This window comes from Bradyrhizobium sp. Rc2d (assembly GCF_900099855.1).
GTDB lineage: Bacteria > Pseudomonadota > Alphaproteobacteria > Rhizobiales > Xanthobacteraceae > Bradyrhizobium.
The window spans coordinates 18287-44273 of record NZ_FNCU01000029.1; the positions used below are offsets into that span (position 1 = coordinate 18287).

General features: G+C 64.6%; 24 protein-coding genes. 15 read left to right on the top strand and 9 right to left on the bottom strand.

The window, feature by feature from the left end; translation table 11 throughout:
• The first annotated feature begins 218 nt into the window (after positions 1 to 218).
• From BLV07_RS29165 to BLV07_RS29175, 3 genes are all read left to right on the top strand, one after another.
• Positions 219 to 1718, top strand: coding sequence for a leucyl aminopeptidase (locus tag BLV07_RS29165; protein ID WP_091892855.1), 1500 nt, complete (start codon positions 219 to 221; stop codon positions 1716 to 1718).
• Positions 1715 to 2167 (top strand): DNA polymerase III subunit chi, encoded by a 453-nt coding sequence (locus tag BLV07_RS29170; protein WP_091892858.1) that lies wholly within the window; start codon positions 1715 to 1717, stop codon positions 2165 to 2167. Before BLV07_RS29165 ends, BLV07_RS29170 begins: the two co-directional genes overlap by 4 nt.
• A gap of 164 nt (positions 2168 to 2331) precedes the next feature.
• A complete protein-coding gene (locus tag BLV07_RS29175) occupies positions 2332 to 2823 on the top strand; it encodes a hypothetical protein (RefSeq protein WP_176945839.1) in 492 nt (163 codons plus the stop codon).
• 211 nt (positions 2824 to 3034) lie between these two features.
• Here the strand turns inward: BLV07_RS29175 and BLV07_RS29180 are convergent, their stop codons facing one another.
• Positions 3035 to 3955, bottom strand: coding sequence for a LysR family transcriptional regulator (locus tag BLV07_RS29180; protein ID WP_091892862.1), 921 nt, complete (start codon positions 3953 to 3955; stop codon positions 3035 to 3037).
• A 126-nt stretch (positions 3956 to 4081) separates the two neighbouring features.
• Here BLV07_RS29180 and leuC point away from each other — a divergent pair, with 126 nt between their 5' ends.
• The 4 genes from leuC to BLV07_RS29200 all read left to right on the top strand — a co-directional run bounded on the left by leuC (position 4082) and on the right by BLV07_RS29200 (position 8586).
• Positions 4082 to 5506 carry a 3-isopropylmalate dehydratase large subunit gene (leuC, locus tag BLV07_RS29185; protein WP_091892864.1) on the top strand — a complete coding sequence of 475 codons (1425 nt, stop codon included), beginning with the start codon at positions 4082 to 4084 and terminating at the stop codon, positions 5504 to 5506.
• On the top strand, positions 5503 to 6111 hold the full coding sequence (gene leuD / locus BLV07_RS29190; protein ID WP_091892866.1) for a 3-isopropylmalate dehydratase small subunit: 609 nt from the start codon (positions 5503 to 5505) through the stop codon (positions 6109 to 6111). Before leuC ends, leuD begins: the two co-directional genes overlap by 4 nt.
• Positions 6112 to 6177: 66 nt before the next feature.
• Entirely contained in the window at positions 6178 to 7500 is a 1323-nt protein-coding gene (locus BLV07_RS29195) for a 2-hydroxycarboxylate transporter family protein (protein ID WP_176945831.1), read from the top strand.
• 195 nt (positions 7501 to 7695) lie between these two features.
• Positions 7696 to 8586: an alpha/beta fold hydrolase gene (locus BLV07_RS29200; RefSeq protein WP_244551240.1), complete on the top strand. Its 891-nt coding sequence runs from the start codon at positions 7696 to 7698 to the stop codon at positions 8584 to 8586.
• A 244-nt stretch (positions 8587 to 8830) separates the two neighbouring features.
• Here the strand turns inward: BLV07_RS29200 and BLV07_RS29205 are convergent, their stop codons facing one another.
• From BLV07_RS29205 to BLV07_RS29210, 3 genes are all read right to left on the bottom strand, one after another.
• Positions 8831 to 10690, bottom strand: coding sequence for an ABC-F family ATP-binding cassette domain-containing protein (locus BLV07_RS29205; RefSeq protein ID WP_091892868.1), 1860 nt, complete (start codon positions 10688 to 10690; stop codon positions 8831 to 8833).
• Positions 10691 to 10791: 101 nt separating this feature from the next.
• Positions 10792 to 10965 carry a hypothetical protein gene (locus BLV07_RS47840; RefSeq protein WP_176945832.1) on the bottom strand — a complete coding sequence of 58 codons (174 nt, stop codon included), beginning with the start codon at positions 10963 to 10965 and terminating at the stop codon, positions 10792 to 10794.
• Between the two features lie 232 nt (positions 10966 to 11197).
• Positions 11198 to 11455: a sulfur globule protein precursor gene (locus BLV07_RS29210; RefSeq protein ID WP_091893003.1), complete on the bottom strand. Its 258-nt coding sequence runs from the start codon at positions 11453 to 11455 to the stop codon at positions 11198 to 11200.
• Positions 11456 to 11767: 312 nt separating this feature from the next.
• On the opposite strand from BLV07_RS29210, the gene ndk reads away from it, so the two are divergent.
• The 5 genes from ndk to BLV07_RS49795 all read left to right on the top strand — a co-directional run bounded on the left by ndk (position 11768) and on the right by BLV07_RS49795 (position 17105).
• Positions 11768 to 12190 (top strand): nucleoside-diphosphate kinase, encoded by a 423-nt coding sequence (ndk, locus tag BLV07_RS29215; protein WP_091892870.1) that lies wholly within the window; start codon positions 11768 to 11770, stop codon positions 12188 to 12190.
• A 44-nt stretch (positions 12191 to 12234) separates the two neighbouring features.
• The gene (locus tag BLV07_RS29220; RefSeq protein ID WP_091892872.1) at positions 12235 to 13095 is read left to right on the top strand and encodes a TerC family protein; all 861 of its coding nucleotides are present in this window, start codon (positions 12235 to 12237) and stop codon (positions 13093 to 13095) included.
• A 774-nt stretch (positions 13096 to 13869) separates the two neighbouring features.
• Positions 13870 to 15801 carry a TonB-dependent receptor gene (locus BLV07_RS29225; RefSeq protein WP_091893005.1) on the top strand — a complete coding sequence of 644 codons (1932 nt, stop codon included), beginning with the start codon at positions 13870 to 13872 and terminating at the stop codon, positions 15799 to 15801.
• A gap of 210 nt (positions 15802 to 16011) precedes the next feature.
• Entirely contained in the window at positions 16012 to 16731 is a 720-nt protein-coding gene (locus tag BLV07_RS49790; protein WP_283806542.1) for a PepSY-associated TM helix domain-containing protein, read from the top strand.
• On the top strand, positions 16701 to 17105 hold the full coding sequence (locus BLV07_RS49795; RefSeq protein WP_283806543.1) for a PepSY domain-containing protein: 405 nt from the start codon (positions 16701 to 16703) through the stop codon (positions 17103 to 17105). Before BLV07_RS49790 ends, BLV07_RS49795 begins: the two co-directional genes overlap by 31 nt.
• On the opposite strand, the gene ppx is transcribed toward BLV07_RS49795, so the two are convergent.
• The 4 genes from ppx to BLV07_RS29250 all read right to left on the bottom strand — a co-directional run bounded on the left by ppx (position 17074) and on the right by BLV07_RS29250 (position 22243).
• Positions 17074 to 18576: an exopolyphosphatase gene (gene ppx, locus BLV07_RS29235; RefSeq protein ID WP_091892874.1), complete on the bottom strand. Its 1503-nt coding sequence runs from the start codon at positions 18574 to 18576 to the stop codon at positions 17074 to 17076. The two genes, BLV07_RS49795 and ppx, sit on opposite strands and share 32 nt — an antisense overlap.
• A 15-nt stretch (positions 18577 to 18591) precedes the next feature.
• Positions 18592 to 20784, bottom strand: a complete 2193-nt coding sequence (locus BLV07_RS29240) for an RNA degradosome polyphosphate kinase (RefSeq protein WP_176945841.1) — start codon at positions 20782 to 20784, stop codon at positions 18592 to 18594.
• A 145-nt stretch (positions 20785 to 20929) separates the two neighbouring features.
• On the bottom strand, positions 20930 to 21607 hold the full coding sequence (locus BLV07_RS29245; protein ID WP_091892876.1) for a P-loop NTPase family protein: 678 nt from the start codon (positions 21605 to 21607) through the stop codon (positions 20930 to 20932).
• Positions 21608 to 21700: 93 nt separating this feature from the next.
• Positions 21701 to 22243: a CDP-alcohol phosphatidyltransferase family protein gene (locus tag BLV07_RS29250; RefSeq protein WP_091892878.1), complete on the bottom strand. Its 543-nt coding sequence runs from the start codon at positions 22241 to 22243 to the stop codon at positions 21701 to 21703.
• 154 nt (positions 22244 to 22397) lie between these two features.
• Between BLV07_RS29250 and purM the strand changes: the two genes are divergently transcribed.
• Together purM and purN are read left to right on the top strand one after the other, a co-directional pair.
• Positions 22398 to 23471, top strand: coding sequence for a phosphoribosylformylglycinamidine cyclo-ligase (gene purM / locus BLV07_RS29255; protein ID WP_091892880.1), 1074 nt, complete (start codon positions 22398 to 22400; stop codon positions 23469 to 23471).
• Complete coding sequence (purN, locus tag BLV07_RS29260) at positions 23471 to 24124, top strand: phosphoribosylglycinamide formyltransferase (RefSeq protein ID WP_176945833.1); 654 nt, start codon at positions 23471 to 23473, stop codon at positions 24122 to 24124. Before purM ends, purN begins: the two co-directional genes overlap by 1 nt.
• An 89-nt stretch (positions 24125 to 24213) precedes the next feature.
• On the opposite strand, the gene BLV07_RS29265 is transcribed toward purN, so the two are convergent.
• Positions 24214 to 24420 (bottom strand): cold-shock protein, encoded by a 207-nt coding sequence (locus tag BLV07_RS29265; protein WP_008551638.1) that lies wholly within the window; start codon positions 24418 to 24420, stop codon positions 24214 to 24216.
• Between the two features lie 380 nt (positions 24421 to 24800).
• Between BLV07_RS29265 and BLV07_RS29275 the strand changes: the two genes are divergently transcribed.
• A complete protein-coding gene (locus tag BLV07_RS29275) occupies positions 24801 to 25985 on the top strand; it encodes an autotransporter outer membrane beta-barrel domain-containing protein (protein WP_176945834.1) in 1185 nt (394 codons plus the stop codon).
• Positions 25986 to 25987: the final 2 nt, after the last annotated feature.

Sequence of the window (25987 nt, forward strand, 5' to 3'; positions counted from 1 at the left end):
CTACCATCCCTTTGATCCGTCAACAAAATGGCTGCCCCATGGCGCCCTCAATATATGGTTAATATTTCGCTCGTTGTGGCCCGGCGGCCACGGCGGTGCTTGGCATCTGGCGGGCCGCTGGCCCATAGTACGGAAACCTCAGTGAATCGCAGTTCAGCTCCGGCCCGCGGCCGGGATCGCCGGGCGGCGAAAAGCCTCATGTTTTGGAGAAGTTACCCATGTCCGATGCCATCAAGGTCGGCTTTGTCCCGTTGTCTGCCGCGCCCCGTGGCATCCTGGTCGTGTTCTGCGACGACGGTCTGAAGCTCGGCCCGGCAACGGCCAAGGCGCTCGGCGGCGCCGCGGACCTGGTGAAGCGGGCGGCCTCCGCCACCGCCTTTAAGGGCAAAAGCGGGGCCGCACTGGACATCCTGGCGCCGGAGGGGGTGAAGGCCACTCGCCTGATCGTGATTGGCGCCGGCAAGTCGGCCAGCCTGAAGGCGAACGATTTCCTCAAATTCGGCGGCGTGGCAGCGAGCAAGCTTCCGTCCGGGACCGCCGCCATGACCATGATGGCGGAACTGCCCGACGGCGCCATGACGAGCGAGCAGGCGGTCGCGGTCGCCGCGGGCCTACGGCTGCGCGCCTACAAGTTCGACCGCTACAAGACCAAGAAGAAGGACGGCGAGGAGGGCGGTTCGCGTGCCGATGTCTCGCTTGCGGTCGGCGATGTCACCGCTGCGAAAAAGGCGTTCGCCGCCGCCGGCCACGTCGTCGACGGCGTAGTTATCGCGCGCGACCTCGTCAACGAGCCGCCGAACGTGCTTTTCCCTGAGGAATTCGCGCGCCGCGCCGGCCAACTCCGCAAGCTCGGCGTCAAGGTCGAGGTGCTCGACGTCAAGGCGATGCAGAAGCTCGGCATGGGCGCGCTGCTCGGCGTCGGCCAGGGCTCGATGCGGCCGAGCCGCACCGTGATCATGCGCTGGGACGGGGCCAAGAAAGGCGAGGCGCCCGTCGCCTTCGTCGGCAAGGGCGTCTGCTTCGACACCGGCGGCATTTCGATCAAGCCGGCCGGCAGCATGGAGGACATGAAGGGCGATATGGGGGGAGCTGCGTGCGTCGTCGGACTGATGCATGCGCTGGCGGCGCGTAAAGCCAAAGTCAACGTGGTCGGCGCTATCGGCCTCGTCGAGAACATGCCCGACGGCAATGCGCAGCGGCCGGGCGACATCGTCACCTCGATGTCGGGCCAGACCATCGAGATCATCAACACCGACGCCGAGGGCCGCCTCGTGCTCGCCGACGTGCTCTGGTACGTGGCGAAGAAGGTGAAGCCGAAATTCATGGTGGACCTGGCGACGCTGACCGGCGCCATCATGGTCGCGCTCGGCACCGAGCATGCCGGCATGTTCTCCAACAATGACGAGCTCGCCGACCGGCTGATCGCGGCCGGCATCGAGAGCGGTGAAAAGGTCTGGCGCATGCCGCTCGGTCCCGAATACGACAAGCTGATCGATTCCCAGTTCGCCGACATGAAGAACACCGGCGGCCGTCACGGCGGCTCGATCACCGCGGCGCAGTTCCTCCAGCGCTTCGTCGACGGCACGCCCTGGGCGCATCTCGACATCGCCGGCACCGCCATGGGCGCGCCAAAGTCCGACATCAACCAGAGCTGGGGAAGCGGCTATGGCGTCCGTCTCCTGGATCGCCTGGTGGCAGATCATTACGAGCGCAAATGACCGAAGTGCTGTTCTACCATCTGCAAAACATGACGGTGGAGAACGTGTTGCCGCCGCTTCTCGAGAAATCGCTCGAGCGCGGCTGGCGCGTCGTGGTGCAGTCGACCTCGGAAGAGCGCGCCGATGCGCTGGACGCGCATTTGTGGACCTATCGCGACGATTCGTTCCTGCCGCACGCGACATGGCGCGTGAACGATGCCGTCGACCAGCCGATCGTGCTGGCGGTCGAGGCGGACAATCCGAACGGCGCCAATGTCCGCTTCCTGGTCGACAACGCTGCGCTGCCGCAGGACGCGGAGGGCTATGAACGCATGGTGCTCTTGTTCAACGGCGACGACCCGGACGCGCTTGCGCTCGCGCGCAGCGCCTGGACGGATTGCAAGGCGCGGGGATTTGATGTCACCTATTGGCAGGCCGACGAGCGGGGCCGGTGGCAGAAGCGGAATTAGCGCCGTTCGCAATTAATGATAATTTGCACTTTTCGAACGATGCTGGCTTCGGCCACCTTCGTGCCGCAAAGGGATGTTGGGACAATCGTTTAGGGCTGGTCCTTCACGCGGGGAATGAGTTTATCGTGCGACATCAAAAGCTTCCCGGCTCGCTCATGATTGCGTTGGCCGCCGTAGCACCGCTGGTTGCGGGCTGCTCGGGCGCGAGCGATCTGCTGTCGAAGGACGCAGAATGGTTCCAGAAGCCCGGCCGTCTCTTCATCAAGAATATCTCGATCGAGTCGCCGCCACTCACGCCTGACAAACCGGTCGGAGCCGAGGATCTCGTCAGCGCCGACGGCGCCTGTCCCGGCATGGCGCCGCCTCCCGGGCCGGCCGATGCCAATGCATCGACGACGTCGCCGGCGCCGATGGGCGGCACGGTCGCGCTCGGCCACACCGAATGCGACGTGGTGCGCGGCATCGGTGCGCCTTCGTCCGTCAACCTCTCCAACGACGCCATCGGCCGCCGCGTCGCCGTCGTGACCTGGACGACCGGTCCCCGCGCCGGCATCTATACGTTCACGGCCGGACGCTTGTCCTCGATCGAGGGCAATCCGGAGCCGCAGCCGGTGCCGAAAGCCACCAAGCCGAAGGCGAAGAAGAAGTCGGCGTAAGCGTAACGCTTGCCGTTGAGGTCGCGTGCCCCGGACACCGCGCAGCACCATAGTGATGCGCTGCTGAGCCGGGGCCCAGACTCGTGGCACGCTCGGTCCCGGCTCTGCGCAGCAGTGCAAAGAGTGCAGCCGCGCGTCCGAGACACGAGAGTGCATTGGAGCATGATCCGGAAAGGTGTGAAGCGGTTTTCCGTCTCAAGACGCAGCTCCTTTAGATCTGACGGCCGCTCTTCGCGATATGCTGCCAAAACGCCTCCGCGGCCTGCGCCAGACGAAGCTTCGGCCGGAACACGTGGATCTCGATCGGCACGTACCATTGCGGCCCACCTGCTGCGACGATCTCGCCCGAGGCGAGCTGATCGCTGATCAAGCTTTCCGGCAGCCAGGCCATGCCGCGGCCGGCCTGGACCATCGTCACCAGCAGCTTTGCGAGATGAGAGGTAAAGGTTGTGCGCAGATGCGCGTCCAACGGCGACGTCGCGCGCACGGCTTCGAGAATTCGTCCCATGCCAGATTCAGGACGGAAGCTCAGGAACGGGACCGGCGCGGCTTTCGTTCCCGGGAGCTTGAAGCGGGGCTTACGGCTTCGACTTGAAACCGGCACCGATGCCGGAATCAGCCTGTCGTCCCCGACATGCAGCGAGCGGAAATGCGACGGCGCCAGCGCCGTGGTCGCTGCCGGGTGGTAATGACAGAGCAGGAAGTGCGCATCGCCCGCGAGCAATATCCGCTCACAGGCCTCCATGTGGTTGGCGACCAGCTGCACGTTCGGAACGAACGCCAGCTTGGTCTCGATCCCGCGCAGCCAATCGGGAAAGAAAGTCAGCGACAGCGCGTTGGTCGAGGCGAACTTCAGCACGTCGGAGGCGCCGCGAGCCCGTTCCTGGGCGTCGAGCCGGCCGGCGGCAAGCCGGCGCAGAACGTCCTCGGCCGTCTCGCGAAAGCCTTCGCCGGCCGCCGTGAGATTGACGCTGTGCGTCGTGCGGTCCAGCAGCGGCGCCCCGGTCCACACTTCCAGCGCCTGAATCCTGCGGCTCAGCGCAGGCTGCGAGCAATTCCGCTGCTCCGCGGCGCGCGAGAAGCTGCGTGTGGTCGCCACCGCGATGAAATCGTGCAGCCAGTTGATCTCCATCGCACGGCCTCCTGATGTTCAAGACATTGCTTATGCATAATTTGCATAACGATATCAGAACACGACATTGGATTTCCAGTGTCATGGGCGGCACGGTGCAGCAAGACTTCTGTAGGAGAAGGCGCGATGGCTGCGCGCACGCTATACGACAAGCTGGTCGACGCCCATGTCGTCCGCAATCTCGACGATGCCGGTCTCGTGCTGCTCTATGTCGACCGCACCGTGCTCAACGAATATACCAGTCCGCAAGCCTTCGCCGGGCTGCGCGCGGCTGGGCGCAAGGTCCGGAATCCGAAGGCCGCGCTGATGGTCGTCGACCACGTCAACCCGACCGCGGCTCAGCGCACCCGAGCGATGCCGGACCGAGGCGCGGCGCGGCAGGTCGATTACTTCGCCGAGAACGCCAGGGATTTCGGCATCGAATATTTTGATATCCTCGACCCCCGGCAGGGCATCGAGCATGTTGTTGCTCCGGAGCAGGGGCTCGTCATGCCAGGCATGGTGATCGCGGCCGGCGACAGTCACAGCACCGCCTATGGCGCGTTCGGTGCCCTCGGCTACGGCATCGGAACATCCGACATCGAGCACTATCTCGCGACGTCGACCGTACGCTATCGCCGCCTCAAGACGATGCGCATCCACCTGACGGGCGAGGCGCCGCTCGGCGTGACGCCCAAGGACATTGTAATGGAGGTGATCCGGCGGATCGGTGCCGATGGTGCGACCGGATATGCCGTGGAGTTCAGCGGTCCCGTCGTCTCCAACATGAGCGTCGAGGGCAGGATCGTGATCTCGATCATGATCGTCGAGGCGGGTGCGCGCGGCGTCGTGATCGCGCCGGATCAAAAGGTGCTGGATTATCTGAAGGGACGTCCTCGCGCGCCGAAGGGCGAGATGTGGGAGCGGGCGGCCAGGAGCTGGCTGATCCTGGCTTCGGATCCCGACGCTCGGTTCGATCGCGAGATCGCGCTCGAGGTTTCCGAAGTCTCGCCGGTCGTGACCTGGGGCACCAGTCCCGACCAGGCGATCGCCGTCACTGAGACCATTCCCGATCCTGGACAGCAGGCTGCGCCCGAGCGCCAGGCGGCCGCGAGGCGCGCCCTGGACTATATGGGCCTCAGGCCCGGCCTGCCCATTCAATCCGTTCCGATCGACTTCGCTTTCATCGGGTCCTGCACGAACGCGCGGATCGAGGATCTGCGCGATGCGGCCGAGATCTTTCGCGGCCGCCGGGTCGCCGATGGCGTGCGTGCGATCGTGGTGCCGGGCTCGACCCAGGTCAGGGCCCAGGCCGAGGCGGAGGGCCTCGCAAAGATGTTCACCGAGGCTGGCGTCGAATTCCGGCAGTCCGGCTGCTCGATGTGCCTTGCGATGAACGACGATGTGCTCAAGCCCGGCGAGCGGTGCGCGTCCTCGACCAACCGCAACTTCGAAGGCCGCCAGGGACCGGGCGCGCGCACGCACCTGATGAGCCCGGCCATGGTGGCGGCGGCAGCCGTCACCGGACGCATCACGGATGTGCGTTCTCTCTTGGCAGGAGCACGTCAATGATTCCGTTCGGTCAGGTCACGGGCGTGGCTGCGCCCATGATGGCGCCCAATGTCGACACCGACGTCATCATGCCAAAAATGTTCCTCAAGGGCGTGGACCGCAGCGGCTTGGGCGAGGGCGCCTTCAACCTGCTGCGCTTCAGCGGCGGTAAGCCCAATGCTGACTTCATCCTCAATCGGGAAGGCTATCGCGACGCCAACTTTCTCGTCGTCGGCCCGAATTTCGGCTGCGGGTCGAGCCGCGAGCACGCGGTCTGGGGACTGCAGCAGCTCGGCATTCGCGCGCTGATCGGCACCAGCTTCGCCGGCATCTTCAACGACAATTGCGCCAACAACGGTCTGCTGACGATCTCGCTCGATGCCGATGTGGTGGCGGAGCTCGCCCGCGTGGTGGCCGACAGCTCGCGCAATGACGTCACGATCGACCTTGCTGCGCAATCGATCCGGTTCGATCGCGGTCGCCGCTCGATCGGGTTCGACATCGAGCCGGACAGGAAAGAGGCCTTCCTGACCGGCCGCGATTTCATCGCCTCCACGCTCGTCTTCGCCGACGACATACGCGCCTTCGAGGCGCGGCATCGGGCGGAGAACCCCTGGATCGTCTGACCTGCACGACCTTGCGCGGCTCGAATCCGCGCCCCAACGACAAAACGACAAACAGCGGAGGAAGCTTTGGTAGACACAACATATCGCCCGGCCGAAGCGCCTGGCGCCGTTGCTGCAACACATCTGGCCCGTCTCAAGGTCGGGCCGTTGCCGATCGGCATCTACGTCGCGGCCGCACTCGTCTGCGCCGCCGCCGTCTATTCCGGCAAGCTGCCGAACGACGTGATCGGCGGCCTTTCGGTCCTGATGCTGCTCGGCTTCCTGCTGGGCAAGCTCGGTCAGACCATTCCGGTGCTGAAGCAGATCGGCGGCACCGCGATCCTGTGTCTATTCGTGCCGTCGGCTCTGGTGAGCTACGGCCTGATGCCAGAAGCCGCCTTGAAGGCGATCACGACCACGTTCCGAACCGCCAACTTTCAGTATTTCTTCATCGCCTGCCTCGTCGCAGGCTCGATCCTCGGCATGCCCTATCGGGTCCTGGTTCAGGGCTTCATTCGGATGTTCGTTCCGCTCCTGATCGGCACGATCGCGGCCGTCACCGCCGGCATCGCCGTCGGGCTTCTGTTCGGCCACAGCCCGAAGGACACGTTCTTCTTTGTCATCATCCCCATCGTCGGCGGCGGTCTTGCGGAAGGTGTCCTGCCGCTGTCCATCGCTTATTCCGAGATGTTGCATCGGTCGCAAGCCGAGCTTGTGGCGCAGATGGTGCCGGCTGCGCTGCTCGGCAACGTCGTCGCGATCGTCAGCGCGGGCCTGCTGGCGCGCCTTGGCGAGATGCGGGCCGATCTCAATGGCAGAGGGATGCTGGTCAAGACCGGAGACGACGACATTCTCGGCGAAGCGCGGCCGGACCAGCCGATCGATCTCGGACTGCTCGGTGCCGGCATAGTGCTGTCGTGCGGCTTATTCGTGCTCGGCATGATTTTGGCGCCGCTCACCGGCATCCCCGGGCCGATCATGATGATCATCGCCGCAGTGGCATTGAAGCTGACCAGGTTACTACCGGCCGAGATGGAGCTCGGCGCCTATCAGATCAACAAGTTCATGTCGACCAACCTTACTTTCGCGATCCTGGTGGCGATGGGGACATTGCTGGTCTCATGGCAGCAGCTCGTTGCCTCCTTCAATCCAGGCTACATCATGATCTGCACGACCACGGTGCTGGCGATGATCCTGTCAGGTTTCTTCGTCGGCAAGTGGCTGAACATGTATCCGGTGGAGGCGGCGATCGTCACCGCCTGCCACTCGGGCCTCGGGGGCACCGGCGACGTCGCTATTCTTGGCGCCGCGGATCGCATGGGCCTGATGGCGTTCGCCCAGATCGCCACCCGCGTCGGCGGCGCGATCATGATCGTGATCGCGACACTCTTGATGAAGTCGCTGTCCTGATACGGGCCGCGGCCTTCGCGCAGGACGAATGTTCCAGGGGAGATCTCAATGCTCGAATTCGAACAGATTGAATCATGCTCCGATCGATCAGAGACCGGGTTGACGCGCCGCCATCTGATGTCGATCGCGTTGACAACCGGTGCCCTCGGTTCGGCCATATTGGCGCCGGGTGCTTTCGCTCAGGAGAATAATGCCGTGACGACCAGCGCGCTGCAAAAGTTGCTACCGGGGTTTCGACAGAAGCGCCTCAAGACCAGCGGGGCCGAGATCAACGCGCTCGTGAAGGGCGAGGGCGCGCCGCTGCTGTTGCTGCACGGACACCCGCAGACATTGGCGTGCTGGCACAAGATCGCCCCCAAGCTCGCGGAGCGCTTTACCGTGGTGCTGACCGATCTGCGCGGCTACGGCGACTCGAGCAAGCCCGACGGCGGCAAGGACAGTATCGCATATTCCAAGCGGGAGATGGCGCGGGATCAGGTCGAAGTGATGCGCGCGCTCGGTTTTGACCGCTTCCAGGCTGTCGGCCACGATCGCGGCGGGCGCGTTCTGCATCGTCTGATGCTCGATCATCCGGACACCGTCTCCAGGGCGGTCCTGCTCGACATCGCGCCAACCGCGACGATGTACGCCAAGGCGAACAAGGAGTTCGCTACGCGATATATGTGGTGGTTCTTTCTGATTCAGCCGGCGCCGCTTCCGGAAACCTTGATCGGCAACAATCTCGAATTCTATCTGCAGACCCATATCAACAAGCAGAACAAGACGCCGGGCGCCATCGACCCGGTTGCACTCGAAGAGTATCGCCGGTGCTACACCCGCGAGACGCTGCATGCCGTCTGCGAGGATTATCGCGCCGCTGCCGGCATCGACCTGATCCACGATGAGGCGGATTCCGACAAGAGAATTGGTTGCCCGCTGCTCGTGCTGTGGGGCGGCAAGGGAGTTGTCGGGTCGAGCTACGACGTCCTCGACACATGGCGCGCCAAGGCCAAGGACGTGCGAGGCGGAAGCCTGCCTTGCGGCCATTATCTGCCGGAAGAAGCACCTGAGTTGCTCCTCGAGCAGCTCAATGCCTTCTTGGCGTAACGACGGCGAGGCGTCTCGGCAGCGGTCTTCAGGATCGCTCGCCGGTCTATCTCACGCTCATGGTGCTGGGGTGGCTCGCTGCCCGGCGAGACCTCTGAGTGCCGCTTTCCCGGAGGCGCTGGTCCTGCCAATCGGCCTCACAAAAGGACATTTGATTCAAACGCTCAGAGCAAGGTACGTGAATACCGGTACTGTGCATGGGGTTGTTTTGCCGGTTTTGATGCAGCCAATCGCGTCAGGAGGGTCAACCCGCCGCCTCGTCGAACTGCGCGCTCGCCTCGAGCCACTGTTCCTCCGCCCGCGCCAGTGCGTCCGCCGCATTGGCGCGCGCCTTCGACAATTGCGCGGCCTGCTTGGGATCGCGGCTGAAGATGTCGGGCAGGGCGAGGGCGGTGTCGATCTTCGCGATGATCTCGCCGACGCGGGCGATCTCGGCTTCGGCTTCCGCGATGCGCTTCTTCAGCGAGCCGCGATTGTCCGACTTCGGGCGTTGTGGCTTCTCACTCGCGGCGCTGCGCTCGCGCGGCGCTTCGGCATTGCGCGCGGACAGCACCAGACGGCGGTACTCGTCGAGGTCGCCGTCGTAATTGGTCACGGTGCGGTCGGCGACGATCCAGAGCCGTTCGGCGCAGGCCTCGATCAGGTAGCGGTCATGCGAGACCATGATCACCGCGCCGGGAAATTCGTTGATCGCCTCGGCAAGCGCGGCACGGCTGTCGATGTCGAGATGGTTGGTCGGCTCGTCCAAAATGATCATGTTGGGGCCGAAGAAGGTCGCAAGGCCCAATAGCAGCCGCGCCTTCTCGCCGCCCGACAGTTTTCCGGCTTTGGTGTCGGCGGCCTTGCCGGAGAAACCGATCGCGCCGGCGCGGGCCCGCACCTTGGCTTCGGGCGCATCGCCCATCAGCTTGCGCACGTGATCGTAGGCGGAGGCGTCCTCGTTGAGCTCGTCGAGCTGGTGCTGGGCGAAATAGGCGATCGACAGCTTGTCCGCGCGGGTCACCTTGCCGGAGAACGATGCGAGGCGTCCGGCCAGCAGCTTGACCAGCGTCGACTTGCCGTTGCCGTTGGCGCCGAGTAGCGCGATGCGGTCGTCATTGTCGATGCGCAGGGTGACGCGGCTCAGCACAGGCGTTGCCGGATCGTAGCCGACCGAAGCGTTGTCGACGGCGATGATCGGCGGCGACAGGATCTTCTCCGGCGCCGGAAAGCTGATCTCGCGCACGTCCTCGGTGACCAGCGCGGTGATCGGCTTCAGCCGCTCCAGCATCTTGACGCGGGATTGCGCCTGGCGCGCCTTGGAGGCCTTGGCCTTGAAGCGATCGACGAAGGCCTGCAGCCGCGCGCGTTCGGCCTCCTGGCGCTTGACCTGCTTGGCATCGAGCAATTCGCGCGCGGCGCGCTGCTCCTCGAAGGAGGAATAGGTGCCCTTGTAGAGCGTGAGCTTGCCGCGCTCCAGATGCAGGATCTGGTCGACCGAGCTTTCCAGGAGGTCGCGATCATGGCTGATCACGATCACCGTGCGCGGATAATGCGCAAGGTGATCCTCAAGCCACAGCGTGCCTTCGAGATCGAGATAGTTGGTGGGCTCGTCGAGCAGCAACAGGTCGGGAGCTGCGAACAGCGTCGCGGCGAGCGCGACGCGCATGCGCCAGCCGCCGGAGAATTCGGCGCAGGGGCGGAGCTGATCGGCGGCGGAGAAGCCGAGGCCGGAGAGGATCGCGGCCGCACGGCTCGGCGCCGAATGCGCGTCGATGTCGACGAGGCGGGTCTGGATCTCGGCGATCCGGTGCGGATCGGTCGCGTGCTCGGCCTCGGCGAGCAACGCGTCGCGTTCGAGGTCGGCCTTGAGCACGACGGAGATCAGGCTTTCGGGGCCGTTCGGGGCCTCTTGCGCGAGACTGCCGACGCGCCAGCGCGGCGGCAGCGTCACCGAGCCGTGCTCGGCCGCAAGCTCGCCGCGGATCACCTTGAACAGCGTCGACTTGCCGGTGCCGTTGCGTCCGACCAGGCCAACGCGCGAGCCGGGCGTGATCTGCACGGAACTCTGGTCAATCAGAAGGCGTCCGGCGAGGCGGATGGAGAGATCGGTGATGGAGAGCATGCGGCCTTGTCACCGCAAGGCGCGTCGAACGCAACCCGTTTTTCCGTGGTTATCGCTTGCGCATGATCCTTTCGGAAAACCGCTTCCGGATCATGCGCCGGTCAGTGCGATTCGCGCTCGCGCTGCTTCAATTCGTTGAGCAGCTGCTCGAGGTGCGTCGGGAGGTGAGGATCGGGGCGCAGACTCTGCTGAAGCCGTTCGCCCACGGCATCGCAAATTGAGCGGCTGGTGCGCCGGTCGATCTGTACGCTGTCATTGGCAAAAGGCCCAGCCATCGCGAGGTTCCATGCTCTTAAAGTAAAGACACGGTACCAAGTCATTGCCCCCAAAATGGTTTCGCTGCTCGCGGGGAATGTCCGAAAGTCTCGTCAAAGTTGTATGAATCGCCCCATGTCCGCCCAAATAAGAGGCCCCGGCGGGCGGAACGCCGGGGCCTCTCCTGAAGGGGTGCCTTGGGGGCATAGGACCCCTTTTGTCAGGAAGGTGCTTTGGAAGGTGCTGTCGGGCTCAGTAGCAGCGGTTGATCAGCCGCCAGCGGGGTCCCCAGGGGGTCGGGACCAGCCGGCGCACATAGCAGCCGCCATAACCGTAGGAGACGGGGCCGCCGACATAGAAGCGCGGTCCGCCCCAGCCGTGGTGCCAGCCGCCTCCGTGCCAGCCTCCGCCGTGCCAGCCGCCATGCCAGTGAGCGGAGGCGGAGGTCGGCGCCAGCGCGGCACCGAGCGCGACCGCGGCAACGGCGGCAAGCGAAAGTTTCCTCAACATGGTGATCTCCTCAAAACTGCCGGCGCGGGCCTGTCGCGTCGATGGAAAGGCCGCCGAAACGGTCTGCCTCACAATCAGGCTTGGGTTTCGATGGGCCCGACCTTACGCCCGCGAAGCTGAACCGAACCCCGACGGGGATTTCAGGATCGGTTCATCTGGGTGAAATCGTTGTAATCAGCTGAAATCGCGGGTTACGACGCCTGCGGCGAAGCGCCCATGCGGCCGCCTCGGCGGTCGCTTGCCGTCCGGCAAAGGCGCCGATATAAGCCCCGCAACTCCCGAACCACCGCATTCCTTCCAAGGACAAGATTTATGGCCATCGAACGCACTTTCTCGATCATCAAGCCCGACGCGACCGAGCGTAACCTGACCGGCGCGGTCAACGCCGTGATCGAGAAGGCGGGCCTGCGCATCGTCGCGCAGAAGCGCATCCGCATGACCAAGGACCAGGCCGAGACCTTCTATGCCGTCCACAAGGCGCGGCCGTTCTTCGGCGAGCTCGTCGACTTCATGACCTCGGGTCCGGTCGTGGTGCAGGTGCTGGAAGGCGAGGGCGCGATCGCCAAGTACCGCGAGGTGATGGGTGCGACCGATCCGGCCAAGGCTGCCGAGGGCACCATCCGCAAGCTCTACGCCAAGTCGATCGGCGAGAATTCGGTGCACGGCTCGGATGCGCCGGAGACGGCTGTAATCGAGATCGCGCAGTTTTTCTCGGGCAACGAGATCGTCGGCTGATCCATCAGCCGATAAGTTAGGACGACGGGGCGAAAGGACGTATTGTGAACTGGCTCTGGCAGATCTTCGATCCCGCGACGATCGGGGCGTTCTTCACCCAGTTTCGCAACGAGATGGCTGAACCGACCTTCTGGATCGCGGTCGGCAAGATCATCTGGATCAACATCCTGCTCTCCGGCGACAACGCGCTGGTGATTGCGCTCGCCTGCCGCGGCCTCAAGCCGCGGCACCGGCTGTGGGGCATGATCTTCGGCGCGGGCGCCGCGGTGATACTGCGGATCATCTTCACCGGCATCGTCGCGAGCCTGATGGGGCTGCCCTACCTCAAGCTCGTCGGCGGTCTCGCGCTGATCGTGATCGCGGCAAAACTGCTGGTGCCCGAAAACGAGGACGAGGACGACGTCGAGTCCGCCTCGCATCTGTTGCAGGCGGTCCAGATCGTCGTGGTCGCCGACATCGTCATGAGCCTGGACAACGTCATTGCGGTGGCTGCTGCCGCCAATGGCAGCGTACCGCTGTTGATCCTCGGCCTCGCCATCAGCGTGCCGCTCATCGTCGCCGGTGCCGCGCTGATCATGGCGCTGCTCGCAAAGCTGCCGGTCCTGGTCTGGGCCGGCGCGGCGCTACTTGGCTGGATCGCGGGCGAGGTGATCGCGACCGATCCGGGCGTCGCACCGAAGCTGCACATGCTGTTCGACGGCCCGCTCGGCGCCTCGCTGGACAGCGTGCTCGGCGCACTTCGCATCCCGCCGCAGTTCGCACATGGCGGCGGAGGCGGCGAATATTTCTGCGCCGCGCTCGGCGTCGTTGTCGTGCTGGTCGTCGGCACCATCTGGCGCCGGCGCAGCCTGAGCGCGGCCGCGCTCGAATCCTCCGAGGGGCACGCCAAGGCATCGGCGAAGTGACTTCGACGCTCTGATCGGTCTTGGTCTTCTCTCCAGCGATGAGAGGCGAGCATGTCACTGATGTGCTCGCCGCGTTGGCCGCGGTACGCGAGCGATCACCGGCCATGGGCACAGCGCAAGAGCCGAAGTCTCCCATCATCGCATTCCTACAACCGCGCGCATTGTGTTCGCGGCAGGAAGCGCGCTGCGCGGTAATACGCAGCGCGCTTGGGCGTTGCGTGCGATGAGTCTTCCTTCGCAACCAACGCGCGATTTAGAGGTTGTCTTATTATAAACTATTGAAAATAAAGGGTGCTTTCGTTGACTCAACGATGGTCCCCACGGCACGTCGTTCCGACGTTCATGTTCATGAAATCGGAAGCTGGTGCGATGCCGTCGAGAGTGATTTGCCGTCCTGTTGCTGTTCTTGCTGCTAGCATCAAAGCCCTTCTGACGTGCTCCAGCCCGAGAGCCTTCGCGGTCTCCGTGGTCTCCATTGCCTTGTTCAGCGACGGCCTCCTGCACGGCACTGTTGCGCAAAGCGCTGTGCCGGAGACGGAGCGGGGCAGCACGTTGCCGGCGGTGACCGTCAGCGCAGATGCGCCGAAGCCGCTCGCACGTCCACGCTCCAATCCAGGCCGAAGGGCGGGCCGTAGCGCGCCTGCGAATGAGCGGGCCAAGTTGCAGGCGGAAGCAACCCCCACGGCTGCGAGGCCGGGCGCGCTTCCGCCGTCCTACGCAGGCGGGCAGGTCGCCCGCGGCGGCCAGGTCGGCTTGCTGGGCAACAAGGATTTCATGGATACGCCGTTCAACATCGCCAGCTACACGGCGAAGAAGATTGAAGATCAACAGGCCACCACGGTCGCCGACGTCGTCAGCAACGATCCTTCGGTGCGTTTCACTGGCCAGACCGGCGGCATTCTCGACTCCTTCTTCATCCGCGGCTTTCCGATCGGGGAGGGGAATGTCGGAGAAATTGCCTTCAACGGCGTCTATGGCGTTGCACCGAATTATCGGGTGTTCACCGATTACGTGGAGCGCATCGAAATCATCAAGGGCCCGACGGCGCTGCTTTACGGCATGGCGCCAAACAGCAGCGTCGGGGGCACCATCAACATCGTTCCAAAACGTGCTGGGGATGTCGATCTCACCCGGGTCACGACCGACTACGCGACAAATACCCAGCTCGGCACGCATCTCGACGTGAGCCGTCGGTTCGGCGAGAACCGCGAATTCGGTATTCGCGTCAATGGTAGTTATCACAATGGCGATACACCGTTGGACAACCAGACCCGGGAGGCGCATGTCGGCGCCGCAGCGTTCGACTATCGCGGCGAGAAGTTCAGAGCTTCGCTCGACTTCATCGATCAGGAGGAAAAGTTCGACGCGCCCACGAGGCCGTTTCTGGTCGCAACGGGCGTCGCCGTTCCGACCGCGCCGGTCGGGCGGCGCAATGTCACGCAGGCCTGGGAATGGGCCAAGGTTCACGACAACTCGCTGCTAGCGCGCGCCGAATACGATGTGACGGACTCCGTGACAGTGTTCGCCGACGGCGGTGGCGGCAGGACCCAGGTCGATCGTCTGTTTGGGACGCCGACGATCCTGAACGCGGCAGGCAACACGACTTCGACGCCGGGGCATTTCAAATTTGATATCGACAGGAACGTGGCCGACGCCGGTGTGCGTGCCCGGCTCGAAACAGCCGCGATCAGTCACGCCGTGACCTTCCAGGGCAGCTACTACACGGATCAGATCTCGCGCGGCTCCGTATCCGGGACGCCGGTGTTGTCCAACATCTATGCGCCGATCGCCCGTCCCGAGCAGCTCGTTCCGGCTCCCGCGACTGTACCGAAGCTGTCGGATACCGCGCTGACCGGCCTTGCGCTGGCCGACACCATGTCGGTTTTCCAGGAGCGCCTTCAGCTGACGGTCGGCGTCAGGCAACAGGGCGTCAAGTCCAACAACTACAACACCACCACGGGCGCCGTTACCTCCGCCTACGACCAGACGGCGCTCACGCCGATGGTCGGCGTGGTCGTCAAGCCCTGGAGCAACGTTTCGCTGTCCGCCAATTACATCGAAGGGCTCAGCAAGGGCGACGTCGCACCGACGACGGCGAGCAATCAAGGAGAGGTCCTGGCGCCGTACTTCAGCAAGCAGAAGGAAGCCGGCGTCAAGATCGATTTCGGGATGCTCGCGACCACGATCAGCCTGTTCGAGATCACCAAGCCGTCGGGACAGCTGGGGGCAGATAAGGTCTTCCGGGCTGACGCCGAACAGCGCAATCGCGGCGTGGAATTCACCGTGTTTGGAGAAGTGCAGCCGGGCATTCGCGTGCTTGGCGGCGTGACGTTGATCGACGCGGAGCTGACGAAGACGAGCACGCTAGCCAATCTCGGCAAGACGCCGATCGGCGTGCCTCAGGTGCAGGCCAATTTGTCCGCCGAATGGGACACGCCGTTTGCACCCGGACTGACGCTGGTCGCAAACACCATCTATACCGGGCACCAGTATCTGGATGGGGCAAACACGCAAGTTATTCCGGCCTGGACCAGGCTCGATCTAGGTGCGCGCTACAACACGCGCATCAATAACCGGCCGGTCACGCTCCGGGCCCTGGTCCAGAATGTATTCGATACCAACTACTGGGCTGGCGTGGCGAGCTTCTCCGCATTGGCGCAAGGCACGCCGCGAACTCTGCTATTGTCGATGTCGACGGATTTCTGAACCAGGTCGGCTTTGATGCGCGCAACGACGATGCGCGTTCCGAACGTCACCGAGGCCAGACGCGGAGCCACGATCAGGCGCAGACGACGGGTGCTCTGAATGGACGAAAGAATCAGGGCGCCGCGACAGGACGGCTCCGCGCCCGCCCGATCCCGAATGATGCCCGGGCGCGCGCGCCACACGCTGCTGTGGGCTCACCGATGGCTCGGATTGATCTTCGGCCTCGTCGTGGCGCTGATAGGCCTCACCGGAAGCTTCATTGTCTTCTACCGGGAGATCGATGTTGCCCTGAATCCTGCGCTCTATACTCCCGCAGGTCCGGAGCAAAAAGTCACTTTATCGGAAGTGATGCGCGCCGCCGCGGCGGCGGATCCAGCGCCGATTGCCACGATCCTGGCGCCGGATCGGACCTGGCCGGTCTGGATCGTGATACATACGCATGAAACTGCGCCTGGCCGCTACCCGAACCGTTGGACGACCATGGTCGATCCTTCGAACGGAAACGTGCTCGGGCGGCGTGACTACGTCAACGCGTTCGCCCTCAAGGTCTATCGTCTCCACTACACGCTGCTGCTCTATGAGTGGTGGGGCAAGGAGCTGGTCGGCGTGGCCGGGTTCGTGCTGCTCGGTTTGGCCATATCGGGCCTGGTCCTGTGGTGGCCGAGGCCGGGTCTTTTCTGGCGATCGGTCTCAGTGCGCAAGAACGTCTCGCTGCTTCGATTTGTTCTGGACGTTCATAGTGCGGCCGGCTTTTGGGCACTGTTCGTGCTCTTGGGGATCTCAATCACCGGAGTCGGCATCGTATTTCCCGACATGGTGCGTCCCATCGTTGGTCTTCTGTCGCAAACGACGCCTGATCGCTCGCCACGGGTCGAACTGCCGTCTCCGGCAGAGAGCCGTTGCTGCCAGCCGATGCGATCGCGCGAATAGCGCAGGCGGCCAAGCCCGGCGTTGCGATCGCTATGTTCAATCCGCCGACCGCAACGCGCAACACCTGGCGCGTGCAGTTTCGTCCCGACGGTGCTGATCCCGCCGTGCGGGCACGGGGGGCGATCTGGCTCGATCCATGGAGTGGCGCAGTGGTGCACGACCGCACTCCGCTCGCCATGTCGATGGGGGACCGCTATCTGGCCGAACAGCTCTGGATCCACAACGGCGCGGCGCTCGGACTCGCAGGACGTCTGCTGGTTTTCGCGGCCGGATTCGCGCCTCTCGCCCTGTTCGTCAGCGGCCTGATCATGTGGCTCAAAAGACGACCCGGGAGGATGAGGGTCACCGCCGCACGATCGAACCGGCGCGGTTGATCAGGCGGGCGAGCTGGCGGAAGCGGCTGCCGACGCGGTCGGCGACGAGATCGACGAGGCGGTGCTCGAACACCAGCATCAGCTTGCGGCTCCCGCTGCGGAAATGTGTGGCGGGCAGCACACCCGGCCGCGCCGCCGAGATCAGGTGCGCGACGCGGAACGCAGCGCCCAAGAGGCGTGCACGCTCGAGCTGCGCCGGCGTCAGCAGGCTCTGCATGGTGGCCGGCGGCTGGTTTTCCTCGCTCAGGCCCGCATAGCGGTAGAACACCGACAGGCCGATGAACGCGCGCTCGGTATGGGTGATCGCGCCGAAATTGCCGTTGACGACGAGGCTCAGCGTCTGCTCGCCACGATGATCAGGATGCACGCGCCAGCCGATGTCGGAGAGCAGACACGCGGTGTGGCGCAGGCGGCGATCCTCTTCGGTCTCGCGCAGCTTCACGACGCGCGCGAGGCGGTCGGTCCAGGCGATCAGCTCGCGGGCGTGCTTCGCCGAACGCGACAGCAGCTGGTTGAGCTCCTCTGCGGCGCAGATCAGCCCGTCCTTGTTGCGTTCGGAGTCCGGCAGCTTCTCGTGCAGCAGGCCCTCGCGCACGCCGAAGGTCGAGAACACGATGGTTTTCGGCTTCGCCACGCGGATGATGTGCTCGAGCACCAGTGCCGCATAGGTGAGGAACGGGCGGCGCGCATCAGCGACGATCTCGATGTCGGCCAGCATGTCGGCGGCCGCAAGCCGGCGCAGACGCCGCGAGAAGTCGAGCGCCTCGGCCGCCGGAATCGAATAGCCGTGCATCACTTGGAGTGGATAGCCGCTCTGGATGATGTGGATGCGCGCGAGCGCGCGCCAGGTACCGCCGACCGCGTAGAAGGTGCGGCCGCGGCCCGCGGCTAGCTGCGGCACCTCGTCGATCGCTTCGCGGACGATGCGGTCGGCGCGCTTGAGCGATTTGTGCGCGAGGTCCTGGAGCGCGAGCCCGCCGAGCGGCAGCGTCACGCCGCTGCGTACGCTGTTCCTGCGCACGTCGATCAGCTCGAGCGAGCCGCCGCCGAGATCGCCGACGATGCCGTCGGGATAATGGATGCCGGAGATCACGCCGAGGGCCGACAGCCGCGCTTCGCGCTGGCCCGACAGGATCTCGATCTTCACGGCGCAGATGCGCTCGGCCTTCGCGATGAAGTCGGGGCCGTTGGAAGCGTCGCGGCAGGCGGCGGTCGCAATCGCGAACACGCGCCCGACCTGCATCACGCGGCACAGCGCCCGAAAACGCTTGAGCGAGGTCAGGGCCTTGTCGACGGCGTCGGGCGCGAGCAGGCCCGTGCTCTGCACCTCGCGCCCGAGGCCGCACAGCGTCTTCTCGTTGAAGATCGGAATGAGGCTGCGCGCGAGCGCCTCGTAGACGACGAGACGGACCGAGTTGGAACCGATATCGATGACCGCGACGCTGGAGCCGCGCTTGCGCGGCCGCTTCACGTCGAAAATCCGGGATCAGGATGGATGACGTTCATTACGGCGCGTGAGACGGCGCGGCGAGGATTCCTTGAGCGACTTTCCACGGCCAGACAGACTCGGATTTGTCATGAAGTAGTTGTGGACGTTGAAAGGCTCCTCGCCCTTCGCGGCCTTCATACGCGTTGAGGACCCGTCCGGCAACAATTGCCAGCTCTGCTCATTATCCTTCAGATTCGCGACCATGATCTGTTCGAGAACCTGCTGATGCACCGTGGGATTTTGCAGCGGACACAGCACCTCGACGCGGCGGTCGAGGTTGCGCGGCATCATGTCGGCCGAGGAGATATACACAGCCGCTTTCGCGCTCGGCAGGCCCTGGCCCATGCCGAAGCAGTAGATTCGGCCGTGTTCCAGGAAGCGTCCGATAATCGACTTGACGCGGATGTTCTCCGACAGGCCGGGAATTCCGGGCCTGAGGCAGCAGATGCCGCGCACCACCAGCTCGACCTGGACGCCGGCCTGCGAGGCCTCGTAGAGCGCGTCGATGATGTCGGGGTCGACAAGCGCGTTCATCTTCATCCAGACCGCGCCGTGCCGCCCGTGCCGTGCATGCGCGGTCTCGCCCTGGATGTGCTCGATGATGCGCTTGCGCAAGGTCAATGGCGACACCGCCATCTTCTCAAGATCGCTCGGCGCGGCATAGCCGGTGATGAAATTGAACACGCGCGCCGCGTCGCGGCCGATGGTCGGATCCGAGGTGAAGTAGGAGAGGTCGGTGTAGATGCGCGCGGTCACCGAGTGATAGTTGCCGGTGCCGGTATGGACGTAGGTCGTGAGGCTGCCGCCCTCGCGGCGCACCACCATCGAGAGCTTTGCATGCGTCTTCAGTTCGAGGAAGCCGTAGACGACCTGCACGCCGGCGCGCTCGAGGTCGCGCGCCCAGCGGATGTTGGCCTCTTCGTCGAAGCGCGCCTTCAGCTCGATCAGCGCGGTCACCGACTTGCCGGCCTCAGCGGCTTCGGCGAGCGCGCGCACGATCGGCGAGTTGTTGGAGGTGCGGTATAGCGTCTGCTTGATCGCGACCACATCTGGGTCGCGCGCGGCCTGCTGCAGGAACTGCACCACCACGTCGAAGGATTCATAGGGATGATGGACGACGAGGTCCTTCTGCCGGATCGCCGCGAAGACGTCGCCGGCATGCTCGCGCACCCTCTCGGGATGGCGCGGCACGTAGGGGGTGAATTCGAGGTCGGGACGGTCGATGCGGGTGAGCTGCGAAAGCTCGTTCATGGCGAGCACGCCATCGACCAGGAACACCTCGTCGTCGGCGGCCGACAGCGCGTGCTGGACGAAGCTCCGCAATTCCTCGGGCATCTTGGCGTCGATCTCGAGCCGGATCACCGAGCCGCGGCGGCGACGCTTCAGCGCGGTCTCGAACAGGCGGACCAGGTCTTCCGCCTCTTCCTCGATTTCAAGCTCGGAGTCGCGGATGATTCGGAAGGCGCCCTGGCCGCGCAGATTGTATCCGGGGAAGAGGCGGTTGATGAACAGGGCGGTCGCCTGTTCCAGCGAAATCAGCCGGACGGCCCTGCCTTCGGCTGGTAGGCGGATGAAGCGGTCGATCTTGCCGGGCATGCGGATCAGCGCGTTCATCTGCTTGCCGTCGGCGGCGCGCGTGAGCTGGAGCGCGATGGTGAAGCCGAGGCTCGGGATGAACGGGAAAGGGTGGGCCGGATCGATTGCGAGCGGCGTCAGCAGCGGGAACACGTTGTTGAGGAAGTAGTCCTCGATCCAGCTCCGCTCCGCCTTGGTGACGTCCTTGCCCTCAACCAGCACGATGCCGACATCGGCGAGCGTGCCGCGCAGGTCGCGCCAGATCGCCTGCTGGTCGGAGGCAAGCTCGGACACGGTGCGGTTGATCAGCGCGAGCTGCTCCGACGGCGTGAGGCCATCGGGGGCGCGCTCGGCAATGCCCTCGCGCACCTGGGCCTTGATGCCGGCCACGCGGACCATGAAGAACTCGTCGAGGTTATTCGCTGAAATCGACAGGAATCGTACCCGCTCCAGCATGGGGTGGCTGGGATTGACCGATTCCTCCAGGACGCGGCGATTGAAATGCAGCCAGGACAGCTCGCGGTTGATGAAACGCTCGGGGCTGGAAGCAATCGCCGGCAGGCCCTCGGTTTCCGGGGGTTTTTCTTTGATTTCAACGGCTTGCGCAGAGTCCATGAGAAGTCGATCCATCCAGTTCACCCCAATTTGCGACTTACGCGCAAAACCGGCGGGAGCATGTGTTAGAGCGATGACGTTTCGATGACATTGATGTTCCGCCGCTCCGCCGCGTCAAGCGGCCTCGGAGGCGGGCGGGGGCCGGTCAGGCGTCCCGAAGCAGCTCGGCGGCCAGCGCCCGGGTGACGGGGCGCCCAAGCCGCAGGGCCTCGCTGTCGAGCAATTCCACAGCCCGCCGGGCGGCGGCCGGGGACCGCTCCAGGCGAGTGGCGAGGTAGCTGACCACGCTCTCATCCACCGTGAGTTGACGGTCGGCGCAGAATTTGACGATCAGGCCACGGAAAAGCTGGTCGTCGGGCGGCAGCAGCGCGACCGCCGGCACGGCGCGCAGGCGCGAGCGCAGGTCGCGAAGCTCGATCTCGAGCGATGCCGGGACCTCGCGCCCGGTGAAGAGGACGTAGGCGCCATCCTCACGGGCGAGGTTCATCAGGTGGAAGAGCGCGCGCTCGTCAAATTCTTTCGCCTTGAGGTCCTCGACCACTAGCGCCCCGGTGGCGAGCGCGCCCGGGACCGCTGCAGCGGTCAGGGCGTTGGCCGTGGTCGAGCGGGCGCCAGCCTCCTCGGCCCAGATCGCGGCGAGATGGCTCTTGCCGCTGCCTTCGGGGCCGGCCAGCCACATGATCCGGTTCGGCCATTCTGGCCAGGCGTCGATCAGGCCGAGGCCGGCCGCGTTGGCGGGGCCCTCGAGGAAATTGTCCCGGCTGAGGCTTTCCGCATGCGGAAGCGAAAACGCCAATTGTCGGGGATGAACGCGGCCTGCCACGCTTGCCTTGCTCCATGCCGGCGCGCCGGCCTCGTTGGAAAAGATTCGACTTGATCGAGCGGGAGTTGGCCTTTTACGGGGCCGCATCCCAACTCATTTGGCCTCGATCGTGCTCATGTGCCGCAGCCACTCGACGAGATAGAGCGACACCGAGGAGAGCGTGAAAACCGTGACGAGGCCCATCAGGATCATATCATAGGGTTGCGGCTTGAAGCCGAAGGCAAGTGCGGCCAGCACCAAGGCCGCGAACGCCACTTGGGCCACAGTGTTGAGCTTGGACACCTTCGAGGGCTTCATCTCGACCGGCCGGTCGAACAGCCAGGATACGATCACGGCGGCGACGATCATGATGTCGCGCGAGACCACGAGGATGACAATCCAGCGCGGAATCGCCCCCCAGATGCCGAGCGCCATGTAGATCGAGACCAGCAGCGCCTTGTCGGCGAGCGGATCGAGCAGGGCGCCGAGCTCACTCGTCATATTGAAGCGCTTGGCCAGGAAGCCGTCGACGGCGTCGCTGATACCGGCGATCAGGAAGACCGCGAACGCCACCTCCATTTGGCTCGACACGATGGCCCAGACGATGATCGGGACCAGCATGATGCGGCCCAGGGTAATGATGTTCGGAATACTCACGCGGCGCTTCCCGGCACCCGGATTGACCTCAGATCCGGCCCCCTCGGAGGCTGAACCGGTTGATATCTACATAGTATAGGGCGGGGCGCCATGCGAGCCATTGCGCGTCCCCGGAATTCGACGTAACCAGCCGCAAACCCACTGGAAATCGGGCATGACCGACCGCAAAAACGGCCTCACTTACGCCGATTCAGGCGTCGATATCGACGCCGGCAACCGCCTCGTCGACCTGATCAAGCCGATGGTGCGCGCCACCGCACGGCCCGGCGCCGACGCCGAGATCGGCGGTTTCGGCGGCCTGTTCGACCTCAAGGCGGCCGGTTTCAAGGACCCCGTTCTGGTTGCCGCGACCGACGGCGTCGGCACCAAGGTCAAGATCGCGATCGAGACCGGCCTGCATGGCGGCATCGGCATCGACCTCGTCGCCATGAGCGTCAACGACCTCGTGGTCCAGGGCGCCGAGCCACTGTTCTTCCTGGACTATTTCGCCTGCGGCAAGCTCGATCCGGAGGCCACCGCCGCGATCGTCGCTGGCGTTGCGGAGGGCTGCCGCGAATCCGGCTGCGCCCTGATCGGCGGCGAAACGGCCGAGATGCCCGGCCTCTACAAGGACGGCGATTATGATCTCGGCGGCTTTGCCGTCGGCGCCGCCGAGCGCGGCACGCTGCTGCCGCGCAAGGACATCGCGGCAGGCGACGCCGTGATCGGGCTCGCCTCGTCGGGCGTGCATTCCAACGGCTTCTCGCTGGTGCGCAAGATCGTGGAACAATCCGGTCTCGGCTTCGAGGCGCAGGCGCCGTTCGCGCCGGTGATGACGCTGGGCGGCGCGCTGCTGACGCCGACGCGGCTCTACGTCAAATCCTGCCTGCGTGCGATCCGCGAGACTGGCGCGGTGAAGGGACTAGCCCACATCACCGGCGGCGGTTTCACCGACAACATTCCGCGCGTGCTGCCGAAGCACCTGGGCGTCGGCATCGACCTTGCACAGCTGCCGGTGCTGCCAGTGTTCAAATGGCTGGCCGCGCAGGCCGGCATCGCCGAGCTTGAAATGCTGCGCACCTTCAACTGCGGCATCGGTATGATCGCGATCGTCGAGCCTGACCAGGTCGACAAGGTGGTCAAGGTCTTCACCGATGCCGGCGAGACCGTGGCGCAGCTCGGCACCGTGATCCCGGCCGAAGGCGAGCACCGCGTCGTCTATAACGGCCACCTCGACCTGGCGCTGTGATGAAGCGCCGCGTCGCCATCCTGATCTCCGGCCGCGGCTCCAACATGGCTGCGCTGATCAAGGCAGCGGCTGCCGCGGATTTTCCGGCAGAGATTTCGCTGGTCATCTCGAACAAGGCCGATGCACTGGGGCTCGAACGGGCCAGGGCGAGCGGCGTGACAACCGAGGTGATCGAGAGCAAGCCGTTCGGCAAGGACCGCGCAGGTTTCGAGAAGGTGCTGCAGGCCGCGCTGGACCGGCACGGCATCGAGCTGATTTGTCTGGGCGGCTTCATGCGCCTGTTCACGGCGGAGTTCACCAAGGCCTGGTACGGACGGATGCTCAACATCCATCCGTCGCTGCTGCCGTGCTTCCCCGGCCTCGATCCGCATGGCCAGGCCTTGCGTGCCGGCGTCAAGCTGTCCGGTGCGACGGTGCACTTCGTGATCCCGGAGACCGATGCCGGCCCGATCGTGATGCAGGGCGCGGTTCCCGTCAGCGACAACGATACGTCGGACACGCTCTCGGAGCGCATCCTCGAAGTCGAGCACCGCATCTATCCCGAGGCGCTGCGGCTGCTCGCGGCCGACAAGGTCCGGATCGAGGGCGAGGTGTGCAAGACGGCGGGCAGCGGACCGTCGGAGAATTTTTTGGTTTCGCCGGTGGTGAGCTGAAGCGACGTCGCTTTTCGACTTCCAAAACAAAATCCCCCGGCAGAGCCGGGGGCAACGTCATGATCTCTCGCGCGTAGCTTTGAGAGAAATCAGGAGACCTTGAGGTTCTCCGCGGATGATTTGCCGCGGTTCTCCACGAGGTCGTATTCAACCACCTGATTCTCGTTGAGGGTCGAGAGTCCGGCGCGCTCGACGGCGGAGATGTGGACGAACACGTCCTTGTCGCCGCCGTTCGGCTTGATGAACCCATAGCCCTTGGTCGGGTTGAACCATTTGACGGTGCCCTTTTGCGGCATCGCTAGTCTCCTCCACTAGATAGAAAAAAGACGCGGCCGCTTTTTCGCGTGCCACGCCACAAACGGGCTTCCGGAAGTCTGTTCGAGTCTTGAGTCTCAATGTCGCGAAACGCACAGCCGAGCGGCCAATTCCGATTGTGGCCAATATTGCAACATGAAAAGCGCGCGTTAGCAAGCAGAGTGCGAATTTCAAGATCGCACCGGACACGCCCGAGTGCAATTTTCGACCTGTGGCCGGGGAACCACAATCAGGAGCAATCCCCCTCGTCGGGAGGTGTCAGCTGGTTGACCCTCCGTAGCAGTTCGGCACAAATCACCTCATGCGTGCGCCGCTCGTGTTGCATTTTTGCGCGCCGCCATTTGCTTTGGGATTTGTCGTCATGCGCTGCACCGCGCAGCCACCAGGGACACGGCAGACGATCGGGCTGAACCGCATCCGCCGCGTCGCGGCAGCGGTCGCCACGACCTTTGCCCTTATGACGTTTGCACTCATCGTGACGGTGTCGGCGGCGACGGCCGTCCTCGCGCAAAGTCCGACGCCGACGCCCACGCCCACGCCGACCCCGACACCCACGCCGTCGCCGACCCCGGTTCCGATGCCGACCTCGACCAATTACGACCAGTCGGCCGGCAACAGCACGCTCAATCTCGGCTCAGGTTTCCTAGAGCGCCTCGGCAACCAGGCATCGAGCGGCATCAACCGGGCATCCCGCACCAATCCCGGCGGCGGCGGCGCATCGGCGAGCACCGAAGATCCGCGCTACCGCACCTGGTTCGAGGGTTACGGCATCTCCGTCCGCACCGATGCGCAGGGAGACTTCCTCGGCGACAAGCGCAAGACCTTTGGCGGTGTCGCCGGTATCGGCGCGCGGCTCGCACCGGGTGTCAATATCGGCTTTTCGGTCGACCAGAGCCACACCGACATCGACGTGCCGCTGGCGCTCCAGTCGGCGACACTCGACCTGACCCAGGTCGGCATCAACGGCTCCATCGACAAGGGGCCCTGGACCTGGGCCTTTGCGGTGGTGCACGGTTTCGGCAAGGTCCGTTCCAGCCGCGACACCGGCTTCGGCGTTGCGAACGCGGGCTATCGCGCCGCGGTCGACGGTGCGCTGACCGAGATCAGCTATTACTGGACCAAGGACCAGATGCGCATCGTGCCCAAGGGCGCGCTCGAATATGTGCGCGCTACCAGCGCGGCGTTCCAGGAGGCCGGCGGCCTCGATCCGCTCAACGTCGGCGCGACGGCGCTGTCGCGCGCGCGCGTCATGATCGGGGCCGAGATCGGCCGCTACTTCATCATCGACCAGAAAATCCTCGACCTGTCCGCCTACGGCAAGTTCGTCGACAATTTCCACCAGGACCTCGGATCGATCCAAGTCAGCCTGGGGACCCAGAGCATCGACGTCCCCGGCATCGGCGAGAGCCGCTACGGCATGGATGCCGGCGCCTCGGCCTCGCTCAGCCTGACCAGCGTCGCGCGCCTCTACGTCAATTACGACGGCAAGTTCCGCAACGAGCTCACCTCGCACCAGGGCACGGTCGGCTTCGAATACAAATGGTGAGC

What these genes read in the sequence shown, in the direction of transcription:
- BLV07_RS29205 (WP_091892868.1), bottom strand. Translation starts at nt 10,690, where the DNA reads ATGCTCTCCATCACCGATCTCTCCATCCGCCTCGCCGGACGCCTTCTG.
- purM (WP_091892880.1), top strand. Translation starts at nt 22,398, where the DNA reads ATGACCGACCGCAAAAACGGCCTCACTTACGCCGATTCAGGCGTCGAT.
- purN (WP_176945833.1), top strand. Translation starts at nt 23,471, where the DNA reads ATGAAGCGCCGCGTCGCCATCCTGATCTCCGGCCGCGGCTCCAACATG.
- leuC (WP_091892864.1), top strand. Translation starts at nt 4,082, where the DNA reads ATGGCTGCGCGCACGCTATACGACAAGCTGGTCGACGCCCATGTCGTC.
- BLV07_RS29210 (WP_091893003.1), bottom strand. Translation starts at nt 11,455, where the DNA reads ATGTTGAGGAAACTTTCGCTTGCCGCCGTTGCCGCGGTCGCGCTCGGT.
- BLV07_RS29225 (WP_091893005.1), top strand. Translation starts at nt 13,870, where the DNA reads ATGGATACGCCGTTCAACATCGCCAGCTACACGGCGAAGAAGATTGAA.
- BLV07_RS29180 (WP_091892862.1), bottom strand. Translation starts at nt 3,955, where the DNA reads ATGGAGATCAACTGGCTGCACGATTTCATCGCGGTGGCGACCACACGC.
- BLV07_RS47840 (WP_176945832.1), bottom strand. Translation starts at nt 10,965, where the DNA reads ATGGCTGGGCCTTTTGCCAATGACAGCGTACAGATCGACCGGCGCACC.
- BLV07_RS29165 (WP_091892855.1), top strand. Translation starts at nt 219, where the DNA reads ATGTCCGATGCCATCAAGGTCGGCTTTGTCCCGTTGTCTGCCGCGCCC.
- BLV07_RS29265 (WP_008551638.1), bottom strand. Translation starts at nt 24,420, where the DNA reads ATGCCGCAAAAGGGCACCGTCAAATGGTTCAACCCGACCAAGGGCTAT.
- BLV07_RS29275 (WP_176945834.1), top strand. Translation starts at nt 24,801, where the DNA reads ATGCGCTGCACCGCGCAGCCACCAGGGACACGGCAGACGATCGGGCTG.
- leuD (WP_091892866.1), top strand. Translation starts at nt 5,503, where the DNA reads ATGATTCCGTTCGGTCAGGTCACGGGCGTGGCTGCGCCCATGATGGCG.
- BLV07_RS29170 (WP_091892858.1), top strand. Translation starts at nt 1,715, where the DNA reads ATGACCGAAGTGCTGTTCTACCATCTGCAAAACATGACGGTGGAGAAC.
- BLV07_RS29240 (WP_176945841.1), bottom strand. Translation starts at nt 20,784, where the DNA reads ATGGACTCTGCGCAAGCCGTTGAAATCAAAGAAAAACCCCCGGAAACC.
- ndk (WP_091892870.1), top strand. Translation starts at nt 11,768, where the DNA reads ATGGCCATCGAACGCACTTTCTCGATCATCAAGCCCGACGCGACCGAG.